Annotated in this window: 16 protein-coding genes; 4 read left to right on the top strand and 12 right to left on the bottom strand. The window is 41.5% G+C overall.

Annotation, left to right across the window (positions count from 1 at the left end; all coding sequences use genetic code 11):
• The first annotated feature begins 242 nt into the window (after positions 1-242).
• Positions 243-713: a GNAT family N-acetyltransferase gene (locus C200_RS00270; protein WP_016210212.1), complete on the top strand. Its 471-nt coding sequence runs from the start codon at positions 243-245 to the stop codon at positions 711-713.
• 102 nt (positions 714-815) lie between these two features.
• On the opposite strand, the gene C200_RS00265 is transcribed toward C200_RS00270, so the two are convergent.
• From C200_RS00265 to sdhC, 11 genes are all read right to left on the bottom strand, one after another.
• Positions 816-1,754 (bottom strand): Rab family GTPase, encoded by a 939-nt coding sequence (locus C200_RS00265; protein ID WP_016210224.1) that lies wholly within the window; start codon positions 1,752-1,754, stop codon positions 816-818.
• Between the two features lie 217 nt (positions 1,755-1,971).
• Positions 1,972-3,483, bottom strand: coding sequence for a methyl-accepting chemotaxis protein (locus C200_RS00260; RefSeq protein ID WP_230384825.1), 1,512 nt, complete (start codon positions 3,481-3,483; stop codon positions 1,972-1,974).
• Between the two features lie 289 nt (positions 3,484-3,772).
• Entirely contained in the window at positions 3,773-4,051 is a 279-nt protein-coding gene (locus C200_RS00255; protein ID WP_016210207.1) for a hypothetical protein, read from the bottom strand.
• A 69-nt stretch (positions 4,052-4,120) separates the two neighbouring features.
• Positions 4,121-4,996: a succinate--CoA ligase subunit alpha gene (gene sucD / locus C200_RS00250; protein WP_016210213.1), complete on the bottom strand. Its 876-nt coding sequence runs from the start codon at positions 4,994-4,996 to the stop codon at positions 4,121-4,123.
• A gap of 9 nt (positions 4,997-5,005) precedes the next feature.
• The gene (gene sucC, locus C200_RS00245) at positions 5,006-6,166 is read right to left on the bottom strand and encodes an ADP-forming succinate--CoA ligase subunit beta (protein WP_016210208.1); all 1,161 of its coding nucleotides are present in this window, start codon (positions 6,164-6,166) and stop codon (positions 5,006-5,008) included.
• Between the two features lie 114 nt (positions 6,167-6,280).
• Positions 6,281-7,429 carry a 2-oxoglutarate dehydrogenase complex dihydrolipoyllysine-residue succinyltransferase gene (gene odhB, locus C200_RS00240; RefSeq protein WP_016210221.1) on the bottom strand — a complete coding sequence of 383 codons (1,149 nt, stop codon included), beginning with the start codon at positions 7,427-7,429 and terminating at the stop codon, positions 6,281-6,283.
• Between the two features lie 10 nt (positions 7,430-7,439).
• Positions 7,440-10,241, bottom strand: a complete 2,802-nt coding sequence (locus C200_RS00235; protein ID WP_016210215.1) for a 2-oxoglutarate dehydrogenase E1 component — start codon at positions 10,239-10,241, stop codon at positions 7,440-7,442.
• Positions 10,242-10,347: 106 nt separating this feature from the next.
• Positions 10,348-11,052, bottom strand: coding sequence for a succinate dehydrogenase iron-sulfur subunit (locus tag C200_RS00230; protein ID WP_172673423.1), 705 nt, complete (start codon positions 11,050-11,052; stop codon positions 10,348-10,350).
• Between the two features lie 6 nt (positions 11,053-11,058).
• A complete protein-coding gene (gene sdhA / locus C200_RS00225; RefSeq protein WP_032126118.1) occupies positions 11,059-12,822 on the bottom strand; it encodes a succinate dehydrogenase flavoprotein subunit in 1,764 nt (587 codons plus the stop codon).
• Between the two features lie 3 nt (positions 12,823-12,825).
• Entirely contained in the window at positions 12,826-13,173 is a 348-nt protein-coding gene (gene sdhD, locus C200_RS00220; protein ID WP_016210223.1) for a succinate dehydrogenase, hydrophobic membrane anchor protein, read from the bottom strand.
• Complete coding sequence (sdhC, locus tag C200_RS00215; RefSeq protein WP_016210217.1) at positions 13,167-13,541, bottom strand: succinate dehydrogenase, cytochrome b556 subunit; 375 nt, start codon at positions 13,539-13,541, stop codon at positions 13,167-13,169. Before sdhC ends, sdhD begins: the two co-directional genes overlap by 7 nt.
• Positions 13,542-14,275: 734 nt before the next feature.
• On the opposite strand from sdhC, the gene C200_RS00210 reads away from it, so the two are divergent.
• On the top strand, positions 14,276-15,559 hold the full coding sequence (locus tag C200_RS00210) for a citrate synthase (protein WP_016210220.1): 1,284 nt from the start codon (positions 14,276-14,278) through the stop codon (positions 15,557-15,559).
• A 409-nt stretch (positions 15,560-15,968) separates the two neighbouring features.
• Positions 15,969-17,264 carry an MFS transporter gene (locus tag C200_RS00205; protein WP_016210214.1) on the top strand — a complete coding sequence of 432 codons (1,296 nt, stop codon included), beginning with the start codon at positions 15,969-15,971 and terminating at the stop codon, positions 17,262-17,264.
• A 66-nt stretch (positions 17,265-17,330) separates the two neighbouring features.
• On the opposite strand, the gene C200_RS00200 is transcribed toward C200_RS00205, so the two are convergent.
• Positions 17,331-17,876, bottom strand: a complete 546-nt coding sequence (locus tag C200_RS00200) for a hypothetical protein (RefSeq protein ID WP_016210218.1) — start codon at positions 17,874-17,876, stop codon at positions 17,331-17,333.
• Between the two features lie 371 nt (positions 17,877-18,247).
• Here C200_RS00200 and C200_RS00195 point away from each other — a divergent pair, with 371 nt between their 5' ends.
• The gene (locus C200_RS00195; protein WP_016210211.1) at positions 18,248-18,850 is read left to right on the top strand and encodes a methyltransferase family protein; all 603 of its coding nucleotides are present in this window, start codon (positions 18,248-18,250) and stop codon (positions 18,848-18,850) included.
• Positions 18,851-18,921 lie beyond the last annotated feature (71 nt).

Raw genomic sequence — 18,921 nt, 5'->3', positions numbered from 1 at the left:
TTATTCATTCCTGATGAAATCCCTGTATCTATCAGATTTCATTATACATTGTTTATCATGTCAGTGCGTAAGGTGAGTTTATAACGCACAAGCACCCATGCAAATTGTTTTTTTATCAACTGTCAGGTATAAAATCTCACAAGAACTACCGAGATTGTCTGGCAGAAAGATCGGGCAACACGCCAGCATTGTTGCACAAAGCTTGCTAGATTAAGAGTATAGGGACAGAAAGAGATTTCATCATGCAAACCACCATTGCACCATTAGAACGTCACAAGGCCTTGACATGCGAGCGCTTAATGCGTCAAATTCCTGAATCATTTAAAAATGAAGTCACCATCAATCACTATGCACGCCACTTTGAGAAAATGCATATTCTTGCTGCGCATACTCATCAACGCATCGTCGGCTTTATGGGGCTACAGCAGCACGCGCCGATTACAACAGAAGTCGCCCTTATTGCCATCTTAAAGCCTTATCAGCAACAAGGCATTGGCCTAAGCTTAATTGATGCCGCAGAAAAATATAGCCGCAATATCCGCCACCAATACCTCGTCGTAAAAACACCTTATGATGAAAATAACACACCGGCCTCTCAACGCATTACCGAACGCTTTTACAGCAAAGTCGGCTTTGCTAAATTAATCGATCTGCCAGAAATTTGGGCCGGTCAAAGCGGCCAACTCATGCTCAAAAAAATAATGTGTCAATAACTTTTAGCACTTCTAAGACACCGCACCCTATCTTCGTGCTGAGGGTGCCAAACAGCCATATAAAAATTTAACAGCTATTTTTTAATACAGTTCATAATCCACTTAAACAGCAGCCCCGCCATACCCCTTAAGCCCTGTCATCTGTACTTCCACCCCTTCGGCTTGAGCAAGAGGGTCACTCGGTCTATAGAACGGCAAGCAGGTTTTTTCATCATTCCTTGTATGTATTAGCGTAACAACTGCAGAAAGGCCTAACGTAACAATATTGAGAATAATAGACAACCACAACCTAGACAAAGCACTCGTACTTTCTGTCGCTTTCAGCGCTTCACGAAGCTCATGATTCTCTTCCTCATAACCTACAAAAGCATTCTCCTTGCCAGCTTTAAAAGAGTCTATACGTTTTCTTGTACCAACAATAAAATGATTTAATTTGCTATGTTGGGGATGATCTGCTTCAATTTTCATATCTCTATATGTTTCAAGTTCTTTTAATGAAACTTCAACTTTCTCTAGTATAGAATCTGCTTTTTGATAGAGATGGACCGAATCGTTAAGCTTGCTTGCTAGCTCCTCTGCACTATCATTCTTCGCTGATGTGAGGACATAACCTTCTTCAGAGACAAATTGGTCATCCCTGAGTCTTAATTTAGTCTTTAATGATACAAATGTTGGATAAGGATAAAAGCCATCACCACTCAAATCAGCTTTCGTAAAAACAACATTGTATTTCGTAATACCCTGTTTTACTTCAGGCCTCATCCTTATTAGTTCTTTTCGACAAAACTCAATACTTTCGTCAGGTTTACTACAATCAATAAATAACAAAGCAATGCTTGTCTCTGCATAGCAATTCTGCCGTAATGCCTCGTAATCTTTTCTCCCTGCCGTATCCCAAATCCGATAATCTCGCGTCATTGTTTTTAATAAAGTAATTTCAGCACCTATTGTACTGTTGTCATCTTGGCACTTTTTTTTAAAAAAGGATGTCTTACCAGAGTCAGCTGCACCGATAGCAACCACTTTTATCTCTTTAGGCATGTCACCACTCCTTAATCTTTCTATAATCTTCAAAGATCTATAGATTTGTTAAACAAAGCACATAAATTCCAAACATTAATATATAACAAAAAACAAAATAAATTCAAAAATTTAAGAAATATTTCCTAAAAATTAATTAAATAAAAGTTAATTTATTGAAATAAAATTACAGTAAAATTTCTGGTAACAAGGAAGCAATAAGCCTTAATACACCAGATCAACTTGATATTTTAAACGCAGAGATCGCTTTAATTAATTGAGCTGACTTTACTTTTAATACCGCAGCGGACTCAGAAGCCTGATTGGTATTTTTCTTTAAGGACTCAACTCCTGACAAACTGCTTAACATCGACTGAGACACCGCAATAGTTTTGTCATTTTGCAGTACAATCGCATCAAATACTTGTTGAGTAGCAACATTCACCTCATAAGCACTATCAATAATTAAATCAAGAATCTCACCCGCTTCAGCCACCTCTTCAACCCCTTGCAACACCCAGCCAACCCCCTCATGCATTGCACATGTTGTTTGCTGGACTTCATTATTAATGGCTTCAAGCACAGGGGCAACCTCCCGAGTGGCCTCTTCTGTTTCTATTGCAAGTTTTCTCACTTCCTCAGCAACAACAGCAAACCCTCGCCCTTTCGGCCCTGCTCGTGCTGCTTCAATCGCAGCATTTAAAGCAAGCAAATCGGTCTGCTTAGTAATTGAACCAATAACCTCAATAATATCGGTAATTGAATCACCGAGTCCGGCTAACTTTTCCAAACTCGCAGCAGAATGATGTACAGCCAGACTAATACTGTTCATATTGACCATATTACGACGAACAATCTCACCACCACGACCTGCAGCAATAGAGGACTCAGTTGAGCACTGCGCTGCATAAGAGACAATATCCTCAATGGCTTGATTTAAGTCTTCTATATCATAAATAGCATGACTGACAAGCTGTAATGAGCTCGCCTGACTATCGACTTGAGCGTCAATATTAAAATTTGCTTTCGCAATATGGCCAGTTTCTTCTGTCATTTTATCCGCATCACTAGCCACTTTTTTAATCATCTGGCCCACTTTATAAGCAAAGCGATTAAAGTCATCACCTAGGGCGGCAATTTCCGGACTGAATCCCTGCACGTTAACACGTTGAGATAAGTCCCCCTCACCATCAGAAAGAGTACCAATTGCACTTTTAATCTTTTCCAAAGGATCAATAATAATATGGTTCAACAAAAAAGCGATACAAAGTAGTAAAATAACATTAAGAATAATAATCTGCATAATATTGCTCAGCAAATAATCATCTAGCTTATCTAAAACAAGTTGCTCATCAATATAAATATAAAGCTTGCCTAACGTGTAATCTTTTTTATGATCTTTATACATGATGTTACGCACTGCAAAGCTTTCTAACATTTTTATTTTTTTGGGCATCGATTGCACCTGCCCGTGCTGTTTATAAAAGCCGATCATCGGGTGGTGAGCCGGATAAATGACAACGCCTGCAATATGTTTAGACAGCATTTCAGCCTTTAATAAAGAGAGTACTTGTAGCTCATCCGCATTCCACATCGGTCCAGCAATACTCTTGCTTAAACGTTCAGCGGTTGCGGCAACCTCCTCTTCAAGCTGCTGATGAAGCACCGCTTTATAATTATTAAAGTTTAACACACCAAAAACAAACAAGACCGCGGTTAAAGCAAGAACCAAGGCTAAATAAAACTGCAAACGCAGTCCTCGGTCACGCACGAATGAAATAATTTTTATATTTTTAAATAAATTAGATATCACTCTCCTAACCCATTGCTCTCTCTCATCTTAGCCACAGCGACTTCTTAGCGCCTAACCCCAAGTATAGTGAAAGAAAGTAATATTAATACAAAGCGATATTTGAAAAATTAGCTGCTTTAAAGATTAAATAATTACTAAGTGATTGAGTCTCAGTATGCACTGGTGATATTCAGCTTGAAAAATCATCAATTAATACCAGTGCAAAAATTAGTCAGCTTAACAATAACTAGTCATCTTTATAAATCGTATCAGCCGTATTAATCGCTTCATTAATTAATCGGTCAACACTCTTTAAGATTTGATCACGTGAACCTTTAGTATGCTGAGTGGTTGAGCCAATCAACATCCCCAAACTGCTTGCCATCAGCGTTGCGATCATATTTGGATCCTCAGTCATGCTGACTAAGCCATGCTGTTTCATCTCAGCAATCACTGCACTCGTCACACCCTCAGTAAGTGCTAGAAATTTTTCAATATCAAGCTTATTATCGCTTTCACTCATCATTTTTCTCCAAAAATAAAAGCCGGGCGTAATGCCCGGCTCTTTATAAAGAATCTAACAGTCAGTCGTCTCTTACCAGCCTGTTACTTCTTTAATCGCTTGACCTAGTTGCGTCGGTGCTTTGACAGTACGTACACCCGCCTCTTCAAGCGCTGCAAACTTCTCAGCCGCCGTGCCTTTACCACCAGAGATAATTGCACCGGCATGGCCCATACGTTTACCAGCAGGGGCCGTCACACCCGCAATATAAGACACAACGGGCTTGGTCACATGGTGTTTAATAAATTCAGCCGCTTCTTCTTCAGCTGTGCCACCAATTTCACCGACCATAATAATCGCTTCAGTTTGTGGATCTTTTTCAAACATCTCTAAAATATCAATGAATGTAGAACCTGGAATTGGGTCACCACCAATACCAACACACGTCGATTGGCCGAAACCTAAGTCAGTCGTTTGTTTTACCGCTTCATAAGTTAATGTACCAGAGCGTGAAACAATACCGACTTTACCTGGTAAATGAATATGACCTGGCATAATCCCAATTTTAGACTCACCCGGTGTAATCACACCTGGGCAATTTGGCCCAATTAAGCGCGCACTGGTATTTTTCTCGATATATTCTTTAGCATCGAGCATATCTAATACAGGAATACCTTCGGTAATACAAACGATCAGTTGAATGCCAGCATCAGCCGCTTCTAAGATAGCATCTTTACAAAATGGCGCAGGAACATAAATAACCGAGGCTTCCGCACCTGTTTTTTTAACCGCTTCTGCGACAGTATTAAACACCGGCAAACCTAAATGCGTCTCGCCTCCTTTACCTGGCGTGACACCACCGACCATATTCGTGCCGTATTCAATGGCTTGTTCTGAATGGAATGTACCTTGCTTCCCGGTGAAGCCTTGACAAATAACTTTCGTATTTTTGTTTAATAAAACACTCATGGCTCACCCTTATTTAACAGCACTAACAATTTTTGTCGCAGCATCATCAAGATCAGATGCTGGCGTAATATTCAAGTTACAGCTCGCAAGCTTTTTCGCACCTGCTTCTGCATTGTTCCCTTCTAAGCGTACAACGACCGGCACATTGACATGTACCTCTTCAACCGCGGCAATAATGCCTTCGGCAATCATGTCGCAACGAACAATACCACCAAAAATATTCACTAAAATACCTTTGACACTGGTATCCGATAAAATAATTTTAAACGCTTCTGCAACACGCTCTTTGGTCGCACCACCACCGACATCTAAGAAGTTAGCTGGGCTACCATCATGCAGTTTAATCACATCCATCGTTGCCATTGCTAAGCCAGCACCATTGACTAAACAGCCAATATCACCATCAAGAGCAATATAGTTTAAATCCCATTCCGCAGCACGCGCTTCACGCTCATCTTCTTGGGTCGCATCACGCATCTCTTGAATTTTTGGCTGACGATATAAGGCATTACCATCGATATTAATCTTGCCATCTAAGCAATGCAAATTACCTTCTTTAGTAATCACAAGTGGGTTAATTTCTAATAGAGCAAAGTCATAGTCTAAAAACATATTCGCAAGGCCTAAAAAGACTTTGGTAAATTGCTTGACTTGATTGACATTTAAGCCCAATTTAAAACCAACATTACGTGCTTGATACGCTTGTGGCCCAACCAGTGGGTCAATTTCTACTTTAAAGATTTTCTCAGGCGTTTCTTCAGCAACTTTTTCAATTTCAACGCCACCCTCAGTTGAAGCCATAAAAGTCACACGACGTGTTGCCCGGTCAACCACGGCACCTAAATACAGCTCACTATCAATATCAGTGCAAGATTCAACCAAAATCTTATGAACGGGCTGACCTTTTTCGTCTGTTTGGTACGTAACTAAGTTTTTTCCTAACCAATGGCTAGCAAAGTCTTTAATCTCATCTTTTGATGATGCGAGCTTTACCCCGCCGGCTTTACCACGACCGCCAGCATGCACTTGCGCTTTCACCACCCACATATTACCGCCGATTTGGTCAGCTGCGCGGACAGCTTCATCGATGCTGCTCGCCACAACACCTTTAGAGACAGGAAGGCCATACTCAGCAAAAAGCTGCTTTGCCTGATATTCATGTAAATTCATGACAGTTGATTCCTCAAACAAAAAGATCGATTGAAATGTTTAACCGAATTTAATTGTGTCATAAACATATTCTTTAGAGTTTACAATCTAAATTAAAGTTCATGACACAATCGTTTATACGTTCAACAACATACGGGCTGGATCTTCCAGCATTTCTTTGACGCGGACCAGAAAGCGCACAGAGCTTGCACCATCGATAATCCGGTGATCATAAGACAGAGCGATATACATCATTGGACGAATGACAATTTCGCCTTTCTCAACCACAGCACGCTCAACAATGTTATGCATCCCTAAGATTGCACTTTGCGGTGGATTAATAATCGGCGTTGACATCATCGAACCAAAGGTTCCGCCATTGGTGACAGTGAAGGTGCCTCCCATCATATCTTCCATTGCCAGTTTGCCATCACGCGCCTGATAGGCATAATCAATAATTCCAGATTCCACCCCAGCAAAGCTTAATTGATCAACATTGCGCAACACAGGCACAACAAGACCTCTCGGTGATGAAATCGCAACACCAATATCATAATAATTATGATATAAAATATCAGTCCCATCGACAGAGGCATTGACTTCTGGGAACTCTTTTAAAGCCACTACGCAAGCTTTTAAGAAAAAGGACATAAAACCCAGACGGGCATCATGGTCTTTTTCAAATTTATCTTTGTACTGTTTACGCAGATCCATAACTGGCTTCATGTTAATTTCATTAAATGTAGTCAGAATCGCATTATTATGCTGGGCTTCTAATAAGCGCTCAGCCACCCGTGCACGTAACCGTGACATTGGCACACGCTTTTCTAACCGTCCAGCAGCCTCTGGCGCAACACCTAAGATGCTCGAAACATCCACCCCTTCACCGACTTTGCGACGTAGCGATGGGCTTAAGTGCCCTTCAACTTCAGGTGCTTTAGCAGCAGGTGCTGCCGATTTTGCCGCAGGCACTGCTTGCGCAGCAGGCTGAGGCTGACTTTCAGTCGCAGGGGCCGCAGCCGCACTTTGCTCCTTAGCCACAGCGCCTTCTTTAATGGTGCCAAGTAACTGCTCAGCAACTACAGTGTCCCCTTCATTCGCCGCAATCGCTTCTAATACACCATCCGTCGGTGCTGGAACCTCAAGAACGACTTTATCCGTTTCAATTTCAACAATAGTCTCTTCCTGTTCAACCGCTTCACCGGGTTGTTTATGCCAAGCGACAATCGTACCATCAGTTACAGACTCTGGAAAAACAGGTGTTTTTATTTCAACAGAAGACATGGTCTATTCCTCAAACTTTTACTAAATTTAGTGCATCACACACCAAACGCTCTTGTTCTATTGCATGCACCTTAGGATAGCCTTCGGCAGGCGCCGCCATGGCTGGACGCCCAGCGTAGTGCAATTTTCGATCGTCACCAATGACAGTGCGAATATGGTGCTGGCTTTGATACCACGCACCCTGGTTTCTTGGCTCTTCCTGACACCAGATAAAATCCTTCACATGACCATAATGCGCAAGCACCTTCTCCAATTCAGCTTCAGGAAAAGGATAAAGCTGCTCGATACGAATAATCGCAACGTCTTTTTGATCACTATTGCGTCGTTTTGACAATAAATCATAATAAACTTTACCACTACACAGGACAACTCGATTGACCTGCTTGGCATCTAAGTCATCAATTTCAGGGATAATATTATGATAATGGCCATGTGCTAAGTCATCTAAAGAAGACACCGCCAAGGGTGAACGCAGTAAGCTCTTCGGCGTCATCACGATCAATGGCTTGCGGCACTTACGCACCATTTGGCGACGAATTAAGTGATAAATTTGTCCAGGCGTGGTCGGCACACACACTTGGATATTATGCTGGGCAGACAGCTGTAAAAAGCGCTCCAACCGTGCTGAAGAATGCTCTGGGCCTTGGCCCTCAAAACCATGCGGTAATAATACTGTCAAACCACAGAGCCTACCCCATTTTTGCTCGCCTGAACTGATAAACTGGTCAAACACCACCTGGGCACCATTAGCAAAGTCACCAAACTGGGCTTCCCAGATCGTCATCGCCAGTGGTTCTGCGGTCGCATGACCATATTCATAGGCCAACACAGCTTCTTCAGAGAGCAATGAATCAATCACAATGAACTTACCCTGCTTATCAGCAAGATGTTCAAGTGGGTAATAGGTTGCATCATTCTCTTGATTATGCAAAGCCGCATGACGATGTGAGAACGTACCACGACCACAATCTTGGCCGGCGAGACGCACATCAAAGTCTTCTACCAACAAACTTGCATAGGCTAGATTTTCAGCATAACCCCAGTCAATCGGCTCTTGACCTAAGGTCATCTGCCCCCGCTTATCCAATGTTTTTTTCACCTGCGGCTGTAATTTAAAGTCTTCAGGGAGCTGCTCCATACGCTTAGCCAACGCCTGTAACTTCTCTTTCGGCAGACTATTATCATACGGAGTATCCCAATCATTACCAATATAAGGCCCCCAATCAGCCGCATGATCGCGCAGATTAACACCCTCGATTACCCCAGGTGCCACCACTCGGCCCGCTTCTAGTGCGGCACGATAGTCTTTATTAATTTTATCAACATCCGCACGCTCAAATTCACCCGACTGCATAAGCGCCTCGGCATACATTTTACGCGTCGTCGTTTGCTTGCGAATGACTTTATACATTAATGGCTGTGTCGCTGACGGCTCATCAGATTCGTTATGGCCATGACGACGGTAACAGACCATATCGATGACCACGTCTTTATTAAACGTTAAACGATAATCAAGTGCGAGCTGGGCCACAAAAAACACAGCTTCAGGGTCGTCCCCATTCACATGAAACACCGGCGCAGATGACATTTTAGCAATATCAGTACAGTATTCACCTGAACGCGAACAACGAGGATCAGTAGTAAAGCCCACTTGATTATTAATCACCACATGAATCGTACCACCAATGTTGTAACCACGCGTGTGTGACATGGCAAAGGTTTCCATCACCACCCCTTGCCCAGCAAACGCCGCATCACCATGCACTTGTATCGATAAAACTTGATTACGCTGCCCATCACCACGACGCATTTGCCGTGCTCGTACAGAACCTGCCGCAACAGGTGAAACAATTTCTAAATGCGACGGGTTAAAGGCCAACGCTAAATGCACTGGACCACCGGCTGTCTCAACATCCGATGAAAAACCTTTATGATACTTGACATCACCACTACCATGCACGGCCACGCTTTGCTCAAATTCGCCAAACAATTGCTCAGGTGATTTACCCAATAAATTAATTAAAGCATTTAAACGACCACGATGGGCCATGCCTAAAATTACCTCACGCGCACTCTTGCTACCCGCACGCTGAATCATTTCATCCAACAATGGGATTAAGCTTTCACCACCTTCTAGCGAGAAGCGTTTTTGGCCAACATATTTTAAACCCAGGTATTTTTCCAAGCCTTCTGCTGCAGTCAAACGCTCTAAAATGCGGTGTTTTTCTTCACGATTGAGCTCAGGCTGATCATGAACCGTTTCTAAGCGCTTTTGTATCCACTCACGCTCTTGCTGATCAACAATATACATATACTCACTGGCAATATGGCCACAGTAAGTTTTGCGCATAATGCCAATAATATCTTTCAGCTTTGAAGACTGCGTATTTAAGCCCTCGATTGTAAAAGACATCTCAAGATCACTGACCGTTAAACCATGATATTCTGGCGTTAACTCAGCCATTTTATGATTACGCGGTCGTTTCAGTGGATCAAGCTCTGCTTCAAAATGCCCTAAGTAACGATAACTGTTAATTAAGCTTTTCACTCGGGCTAAAGCCGATGATTCATCCGACAGCACGCCAATCCCAGTCGCCTGTTGCGCTAAGGATTGGAATGCAGCCCTTACCTCTGAATGAGGAATTTCTGAACTTTGACTTTCTTGTTTTAATTTGGCAAAGTAATTTTGCCACTTTTCATCAACACTCTTTGGATCCTTGATATATTGCTCATAAAGATCCTCAACGTAAGAGCTACTACCTGCATCCAAAAACGCAGTAGCTTCTAGCTCTTTTAATAAAGATTCTCGCATGTTGGCGCCTCGACTTAATCATCATGCGTTATTAATATGTCCCCTAACATTACATGAAAAATGGGCACGCTGCCCACTTTTCTGCAACCTCATCACTGAGCTTTTATTATACCGCTTTTTTCAGCATCATCGAACGAATATGGCCAATCGCTTTGGTAGGATTTAAGCCTTTTGGACACACATCCACACAATTCATAATGCCTCGACAACGAAATAAACTAAATTGATCTTCTAATCCGGCTAAACGTTCATCAACATGACCTTCACGACTATCGATTAAAAAGCGATACGCCTGTAATAACCCTGCCGGACCAACAAATTTATCAGGATTCCACCAAAACGACGGGCAGGAAGTAGAACAGCATGCACATAAAATACATTCATACAAACCATCTAACTTCTCACGCTCTTTTGGTGATTGCAAACGCTCTTTTGCTGGCGCTTCTCCAGCAGGTGTTAAATAAGGTTTAACCCGCTCATACTGCTTATAAAACGGCGTCATATCAACAACCAAATCACGAATCACCGGCAATCCAGGCAAAGGTCTAATTACAATGGGTCCTTTTAACTCAGATAAATGAGTCACACAGGCTAAGCGATTTTTACCATTGATATTCATGCCATCAGAGCCACAAACGCCTTCACGGCAAGAACGACGAATTGCAATCGTCTGGTCTTCTTCTTTTAAGCATTCTAACGCATCAAGCACCATCATATCTGAACCTTTTGGAATATCCAGATTATATTCTTGCATATAAGGGGCTTTATCTACATCCGGGTTATAGCGATAAACTTTAAATTTCATTGCAATCTTCCCTTAATAAACACGCGGTTTCGGTGGAAATGCATCCACTTTTTTCGGTTTACGATTTACTTCACGATAACTAATTTTGTGATCGTCAGAAAAATACAGCGTATGTTTTAGCCAGTTTTCATCATCACGCTCAGGATAATCTTCACGACTATGCGCGCCACGACTTTCTGTACGAACCACCGCAGAATGTGCGGTTGCCAGAGCCGTATTCATCAAATTATCTAACTCCAGTGCTTCTATACGCGTAGTATTAAAGCTTTGACTATGATCATCCATTTTCGCCGTTTTTAAACGCTCACTCAGCTCTTCTAATTTTTTCAAGCCTTCACGCAATGCTTGCTCTTGACGGAATACACCAAAATCTTGCTGCATCACTCGCTTCATCTCATGACGAATCACCTGAAAACTCTCGCCCGTTTTCGCTTCATTCCAGCGGTTCATCCGAGCAAGCGCCTGCTCTAAATCACTTTCGCTGATATCTTCTAGGGCAAAATCATTAATATTTTCAGCAATATGTTTACCTGATGCCCGACCAAAGACCACTAAATCCAAGAGTGAATTAGAACCTAAACGATTCGCTCCATGCACAGAAACACACGCACATTCACCAATAGCATACAGCCCTGGAATAATATGATCTTGGCCTTTAGCGTCTTGCGTAATCGCCTGACCATGGACATTTGTTGGCACCCCACCCATCATATAATGACAAGTCGGCACGACGGGAATTGGTGCTTTAATTGGATCAACATGCGCAAAAGTCATGGATAATTCACGAATCCCCGGCAAACGTTTATTAATAATATCTTCACCCAAATGCGTTAAATCCAGTTTGACATAATCAACGCCCTCTGGGGCATAGCCATTGCCTTCACGTAGCTCCAAAGAAATTGCTCTAGAGACAACATCACGTGAGGCTAAGTCTTTTGCATTCGGTGCATAACGCTCCATAAAGCGCTCACCATTTTTATTAATTAAAAAGCCGCCTTCACCACGACAACCTTCTGTCACTAAGACACCCGCACCAGCAATACCGGTTGGGTGAAATTGCCAGAACTCCATATCTTGCACAGGGACATTCGCCCGCAAAGCCATCCCCACACCATCGCCGGTATTAATAAAGGCATTGGTGGTTGATTCATAGATACGCCCCGCCCCACCGGTAGCCAGAATCGTCGTTTTTGAGCGGAAAAAGGCCGTTTCACCACTTTCTATTGAAATGGCAATCACACCGGCGATTGCACCGTTTTGCACTCTCACCAAATCAACAGCATACCATTCGTTATAAAAATTAGTGTTCACCCGCACATTTTGCTGATACAGCGTATGTAACAAGGCATGGCCGGTACGGTCTGCTGCCGCACAGGTGCGCTGAGCGATTTTCTCACCATAGTTCATGGTCTGACCACCAAATGCACGCTGATAGATGCGACCATTATCCAAGCGCGAGAACGGCATACCCATATGGTCAAGCTCGTACATGGCTTGCGGTGCCATCTCACACATATATTCAATAGAATCCTGATCACCGATATAATCAGACCCCTTGACGGTATCGTACATGTGCCAACGCCAATCATCTTTATGCACATTACCAAGCGCTGCGGCCATGCCCCCTTGCGCTGACACTGTATGTGAACGTGTTGGAAAGACTTTCGTTACCACCGCGATATTTAAACCTGCTTGCCCTAACTCATAGGCCGCGCGCAAACCAGCCCCACCGGCACCCACGACAACGGCGTCGAAATCATATGTTGCAATTGTCATGAATTATACACCCCAGATAATTTGAATCGTCCAGACAACGTAAACGAAAATTACTAAAATAACAGAGACTTGAAGAATTCCGCGTAACACACCACACTTAATATAATCAGTAAATACCGTCCACAAACCAATCCAAGCATGCGCCGCTAAACTCAATACTGCCAATAATGTAAAAATACGCATACACGTCTGTGAAAATAACGCTTTCCAAGTGCCATAATCAACCTGTGGATGAACAATAAAAAAACCAACAAGAAATAATACATAAACAGCAAGAATAATTGCCGAAACTCGCTGGATAAACCAATCTTTTAACCCACTTTTTGCAAAGCCTGTTATTGTACTCACCATAGCCAATACCCCAATGCAACAATTAATACTATGGATAGAGCAAGAACAAGCATTGCTCCTGCACGTCCGCCTTGTTTAGTTTCACCGATCCCTATATCCATTAACAAATGGCGTACTCCAGCAACCAAGTGATACATCAATGCAGACAGAAACACCCAGACCCCAAACTTCACCCAAGTCGAGCCCAATATCTGTGTTATAGATTTAAATCCAGCCTCTGACGCTAAAGACTGCTCTAATCCCCATAGCAATAAGGCGATTAAGATAAAAACAAGAATCCCAGAAATTCGGTGCAAGATCGATGAAATGGCGGTAATAGGCATGTGAATCGTTGTAATATCAAGATTCACGGGTCGCTTATCACTCATGAAAAATCCCCTTAAGTTAATTATACTTTTAAGCCATACCCCAAAACTTGGCTCAAATTTAACGCAACCTACTATAGACTTCAGTTTTGCGCTGCTACATTTTAACAGAGCCTTGATTCTACGCATACTCTTTTACACATACATAAAAGTATGATGAAATCAGCAGGTTTTGCAATAACCCCCATAACCACAACGGCGGATTATAGGCAATTTTTACTCAGGTTTAAACCGGCAAAAGCCACAATAACAAATGATCAAAAACATAAATCTACGCTTTGCCTTGCCACTCAATGGATTGACCGTGATTTTCTATAACCTTAAAAAATCCTAACAGCTCCGTTAAGTTAATAATACTTACATAAATAAGAAGTTTTTGATAATCTAGTCATCGCACTGCAGCATTTAGACTTAACTATTACTAAAGCATACTAAAATAACTAGAAAAATATAGTCCATTAAAAATAACTCACACAGCTAAACTATAAAAATATAATAATCTCGATAAAGTAGCGGTCTTAGTTTCAGCTATATATTTAGAGTTATTGGTTAATTTTTGTCCACCTTTGCTTTATGAGCAGCGTTGTAGTATAAAATGCATAGCAAAACTACTGCATAGCAGCACCTTTATCATAAAGTCAAAATCTCGGTAGTTAAACTAGAATTAAAGTAATTTGTGTGCGACTTGCTTTTACCTTCAATGAAGTAGCTCGCACAACAACACGAGGAGGTTCTCAATGACCAAATCAGCCAAATTGACACTCGACGGTAATGACGTTGAATTTCCAATCCATAGTGGCACACTCGGCCAAGATGTTATTGATATTAAAGCACTCGGTAAAACTGGCCATTTTACCTACGATCCAGGCTTTACTGCCACCGCATCCTGTGACTCTAAAATCTGCTTTATCGATGGAGGCAAAGGTCAACTCCTGTATCGTGGCTACACGATTGAAGACCTAGCTGACAAATCAAATTTTGTTGAAACTGTTTACCTGTTGCTTAGCGGCGAATTACCGAATCAAACCGAACTCAATCAATTTAACAGCCAACTGGCTGAGCACCAAAACACCCCAGATATCATTGAGAATATTTTCAAAGGGTTTAATAAAGACGCTCACCCAATGGCGATGCTGGGCGCTGCAGTTAGTGCACAATCTGCTTTCTACCATGATCAAGCACGCATCAACGATAAAGACTACCAATATGAAGCAGCACTTAACTTAGTTGCTCAAATTCCTGCACTCTCAGCAATGTGCTATCGCCACAGTGAAGGTCTACCATTTATTGCACCGCGTAGTGATCTTAGCTACGCAGAAAACTTCTTAAACATGATGTTTGGCTCCGCTGAAAATGGTGGGAAAATCAATCCAATATTTGCCGACGCGATGGACAAGATTTTTATCCTGCATGCAGAGCATGAACAAAATGCCTCAACATCAACGGTACGTAATGTTGGCTCAACAGGTGCTAACCCCTACGCATCTATCAGCGCAGGAGTTGCAGCACTATGGGGACCTGCACATGGGGGTGCCAATGAAGCCGTTGTAAACATGTTACTTGAAATCGGCGATGAATCTAATATTGAAGACTATGTCGCACGCGCTAAAGACAAAAATGACCCATTTCGTCTTATGGGCTTTGGTCACCGCGTCTATAAAAACTTTGACCCACGTGCACACGTTCTACGCGATGCCTGTGCTTCAGTCCTTGCAGAGCTTGGTGATAGTAATAATCAGTTACTTAAAATTGCCAAAAAGCTCGAAGCCATTGCTTTAGAAGATAGCTACTTCGTTGAGCGTAAGCTCTATCCAAACGTTGATTTCTATTCAGGCATTATTCTACGTGCTTTAGGCATTCCAACAACCATGTTTACCGTCTTATTTGCCTTGGCACGCACCAGTGGCTGGGTTTCACATTGGATTGAACTCATTAATGCCGATAACTTCCGCATTACTCGTCCACGTCAGCTTTATTTAGGCTATGATCAGCGACCATTTAAAGATATGAACCAGCGCTAATAAATTTTAAGTGCTAAAAGCATTTTAATGATTCTTAGGTAGGCTGTAGGCTTTGCTATATCGCCTATCTAAGTAATCAAAACTAGAAAACAACGCCACACACGACCCCCCTTAAAAACTCGGGTTACTTTTCAGCTTTGACAGCCGCGGCAAATTCAGTTAGTATTGTTCACTATGAGAAACTGTTCTGCTTTAATTTTACCCCTCTATTGTTATAGTTGTTGTTCTTGCTGCTAAGATCAACGCCTCTATCCCCTTACCCTATAGAAAATAAAGCGAACACATAAAATGCCTCTACGACTTCATCCAGCACAACTACATATTCTCTGTTAATGCATAACACATCATCACCTATTTCAGCATATTAATTAACTTTACTTTTAATGCGATTAGTTAGGAATATAACGTTATGCAAACTGCCTATAATAAGCGCACCTTTAGTTTTACACTATTAAAGCCCTACTTGTTTTTCATCCTCGCCGCCTCCTTTTTGCTCTATGAGATGGCAGTACAGGTTTCCACGAGTGTCATCACCAAAGAGTTAATGCACGCTTTTACAATTAATGCCACCGGTGTCGGCCTACTCTCTTCCTTTTATTATTACTCCTATGCTGCGATGCAAATTCCTGCCGGATTAGCATTTGATCGCATGAATGCACGGATTTTAATTACCGTTAGTCTTACTATTTGCGCCATCGGCATACTATTATTTAGCCTGACCGACTCATTCACTCTCGCCTCCCTTGGGCGCTTTTTTACCGGCTTTGGCTCTGCCTTTGCCTTTATTGCCATGCTCTTTATTGCCGCACAATGGTTCCCAACCCGCTACTTTGGTTTAATTGCTGGAATTGGTCAATTTTTAGCCTCTATCGGTGCACTCGCCGGCCAAGGCCCGCTGGCCGCCATCGTCAGTGACTTAGGCTGGCGCGAGGCCTTGCAAGGCTTGGGCTTTATTGGTATCACTCTTGCCATCATTATTTTACTGATTCTCAAAGATAAGCGTCACCACCACACAGACAACCAGCCAATCACTAAAAAACCAAAAACCACACCAAACAACCGCTTATCCATTAAGCAGCAACTGACCATTCTTTTTAAACATCCAGAAACATTTAAAATTGCTTTATATTCATTCGCCGCTTGGGCACCGATCACTATCTTTGCATCACTGTGGGGAGTGCCTTTCCTGCGCGCGCACTACCAGCTAACTATTAATGATGCAGCAAATTTAAGCTCAACGATTTGGCTAGGTATCGCCCTTGGCAGCCCACTGATTGGCTACTGGTCAGACAAAATTCGCCAACGCAAACCACTCTTACTTTTATCAGCAACTCTTGGTATTATTGCATCGCTAATTGTTCTCTATAGCCCAAGTCTGCCTGTAACTCTACTTTATGTACTGATGTTTTTCTTTGGTGTCGGTGCCGCAGGCCAATCACTTAGCTTTGCCTATATCAAAGACTATCAACAGGATAATATCCTTGGCACGGCGATTGGCTTTAATAATATGGCTGTTGTCATCAGCGGCGCACTGTTTCAACCCTTAGTCGGTTTTATTATGAGTCAGCTATGGGATGGCAAAATCATCGGCGATACACCGGTGTATTCTAGCTTAAATTATCAAATTGCCCTGACCATTGTCCCAGTAATGTTTATTATCGCAGCACTTACAGCAAAGTTTTGGCTTAAAGAGCAAACAAACTAATCAATGTATAAACCCAAAAAATTATCAAGACCTCTTAAAAGGCCTTTTTTATTAGAGCTTTTAAACTTAGCGATCAAGGTCATAATCCAAATCGAAACTCACCTCTGTGCGACTGCGCTGATGATGACCATTGAATGGTGTAAGCGTTTTATAAGAACTTTTTTTGTATTTAGACTGAGTAATTTCAAATGGATTATGCTTACTATCTATCGCAAAATAATTTTCATTATACTTATTCTGCTCATTATTATTAGGATCAAACCCTTCTAAACTACCATTAAGAGCAAAATAACGCATCGCATTATTGCTATAATCAGGCTTATCTTTCCCAGGCGAGATAAACTTTTGCTTTAATTCAAAATAGTGCATTTGATCGCTCTCAATCACATCTTCAATCGCACTCATGGTTGCCGTGCGCCCAGTTCTTTGCGAATACCAGTGCAAGTTACGCTTAAAGCATGCCTCTTTAACAAGCTCCTGAAAACCTCGCTCCGGATTATTTTTATACGCTTTATGCTTAGCAAAAATATTAATTCCCTTAGCATTATTAGTCTTAATCTTTTTTAATAACCCTAATGTAAAACGTGTAAAAGTATAAAAATTCATCGCCATAAATTACTTCATCCATTATCACTTAATAAGTATTTAATCCTTATCAAGCTAACAAAAAACAAATGTAAATAATACGTAACAATTAACAAGATCTATCAGTCTTTATCATTACTAAAACAAAATAAGGCCAACTAAAATAATAAAGAAAAATAATGTTTTTCCTTTATTATTATTTTTATTCATATCAAGTATAATATTAATCATAGGCTTATTTATAGCTAACTTAATAATCAATAAAATTTCAGTGAAAGTTCTTTCGTGTTAATTGTTTTAAGATAAATAATTAATAAGCTAAAAAATAAAATATCACTCTGTTAATAAACTAACTATTTTCTACTTAGCAGCCACCACTTTAATGTAAGGATAATACAGTGAACAAAGAAAATTTTTTAGGGAATGACAACCCTAAAGAGCAAATGATAGATTTCACCTTGATTTCTCTTGCTGGCCAGCTTGTTGGAGTCGCAGCAGAACTCGGTATCGCTGATAGACTGCAAAATCAGCCATTAAATATCGATGAACTCGCAGTCAATGTAGCCGCTGATCGCCAATCACTCTATCGTTTGATGCGACCATTAGTTGCACTTGGTATATTCAAAGAAAATTCAAATAATCAATATGAATTAACGACAATGAGCGAGTTTCTTCTCTCTGACCATAAAGAAAGCTTACGTTACATATCCATGCTAAATTCTGGCCATATGGGATGGCAGCCTCAAGGTGCTTTATTCGACTGTGTGAAAAATGGTAACAGTGCATTTGAAACCATCTTTCAAACTGACTTATATAGCCATTTACACCAGAATCCCAATGATGATGCTCTTTTTGGTAAAGCCATGCATAATCTAACCAACATTGATCTAAATAACGTCATTGAGCACTTTAATCCGGATAATATCAATACATTAGTCGATATTGGTTCAGGAAAAGGTGGCCTAATCGCAGGAATTTTAGCGAAAAACCCACAGATATAGCGCTCGATCAACAGTTTCTGACCTACTATCAGTAGGTTAAAAAATACAATAAGGAAAAACGATGCCTTCTC

The sequence above is a fragment of the Piscirickettsia salmonis LF-89 = ATCC VR-1361 genome (assembly GCF_000297215.2).
Lineage (GTDB): Bacteria > Pseudomonadota > Gammaproteobacteria > Piscirickettsiales > Piscirickettsiaceae > Piscirickettsia > Piscirickettsia salmonis.
Note: the sequence above shows the minus strand (reverse complement) of the source record. Positions and strands in the feature narration are given on the sequence as shown.

Excerpts from the sequence above, each read along its gene's own strand:
- odhB (WP_016210221.1), bottom strand. The coding sequence starts at position 7,429 with ATGTCTTCTGTTGAAATAAAAACACCTGTTTTTCCAGAGTCTGTAACT.
- sucD (WP_016210213.1), bottom strand. The coding sequence starts at position 4,996 with ATGAGTGTTTTATTAAACAAAAATACGAAAGTTATTTGTCAAGGCTTC.
- C200_RS00255 (WP_016210207.1), bottom strand. The coding sequence starts at position 4,051 with ATGATGAGTGAAAGCGATAATAAGCTTGATATTGAAAAATTTCTAGCA.
- sdhC (WP_016210217.1), bottom strand. The coding sequence starts at position 13,541 with ATGAGTGATAAGCGACCCGTGAATCTTGATATTACAACGATTCACATG.
- C200_RS00265 (WP_016210224.1), bottom strand. The coding sequence starts at position 1,754 with ATGCCTAAAGAGATAAAAGTGGTTGCTATCGGTGCAGCTGACTCTGGT.
- sdhD (WP_016210223.1), bottom strand. The coding sequence starts at position 13,173 with ATGGTGAGTACAATAACAGGCTTTGCAAAAAGTGGGTTAAAAGATTGG.
- C200_RS00235 (WP_016210215.1), bottom strand. The coding sequence starts at position 10,241 with ATGCGAGAATCTTTATTAAAAGAGCTAGAAGCTACTGCGTTTTTGGAT.
- C200_RS00200 (WP_016210218.1), bottom strand. The coding sequence starts at position 17,876 with ATGGCGATGAATTTTTATACTTTTACACGTTTTACATTAGGGTTATTA.
- sucC (WP_016210208.1), bottom strand. The coding sequence starts at position 6,166 with ATGAATTTACATGAATATCAGGCAAAGCAGCTTTTTGCTGAGTATGGC.
- sdhA (WP_032126118.1), bottom strand. The coding sequence starts at position 12,822 with ATGACAATTGCAACATATGATTTCGACGCCGTTGTCGTGGGTGCCGGT.
- C200_RS00205 (WP_016210214.1), top strand. The coding sequence starts at position 15,969 with ATGCAAACTGCCTATAATAAGCGCACCTTTAGTTTTACACTATTAAAG.
- C200_RS00210 (WP_016210220.1), top strand. The coding sequence starts at position 14,276 with ATGACCAAATCAGCCAAATTGACACTCGACGGTAATGACGTTGAATTT.
- C200_RS00270 (WP_016210212.1), top strand. The coding sequence starts at position 243 with ATGCAAACCACCATTGCACCATTAGAACGTCACAAGGCCTTGACATGC.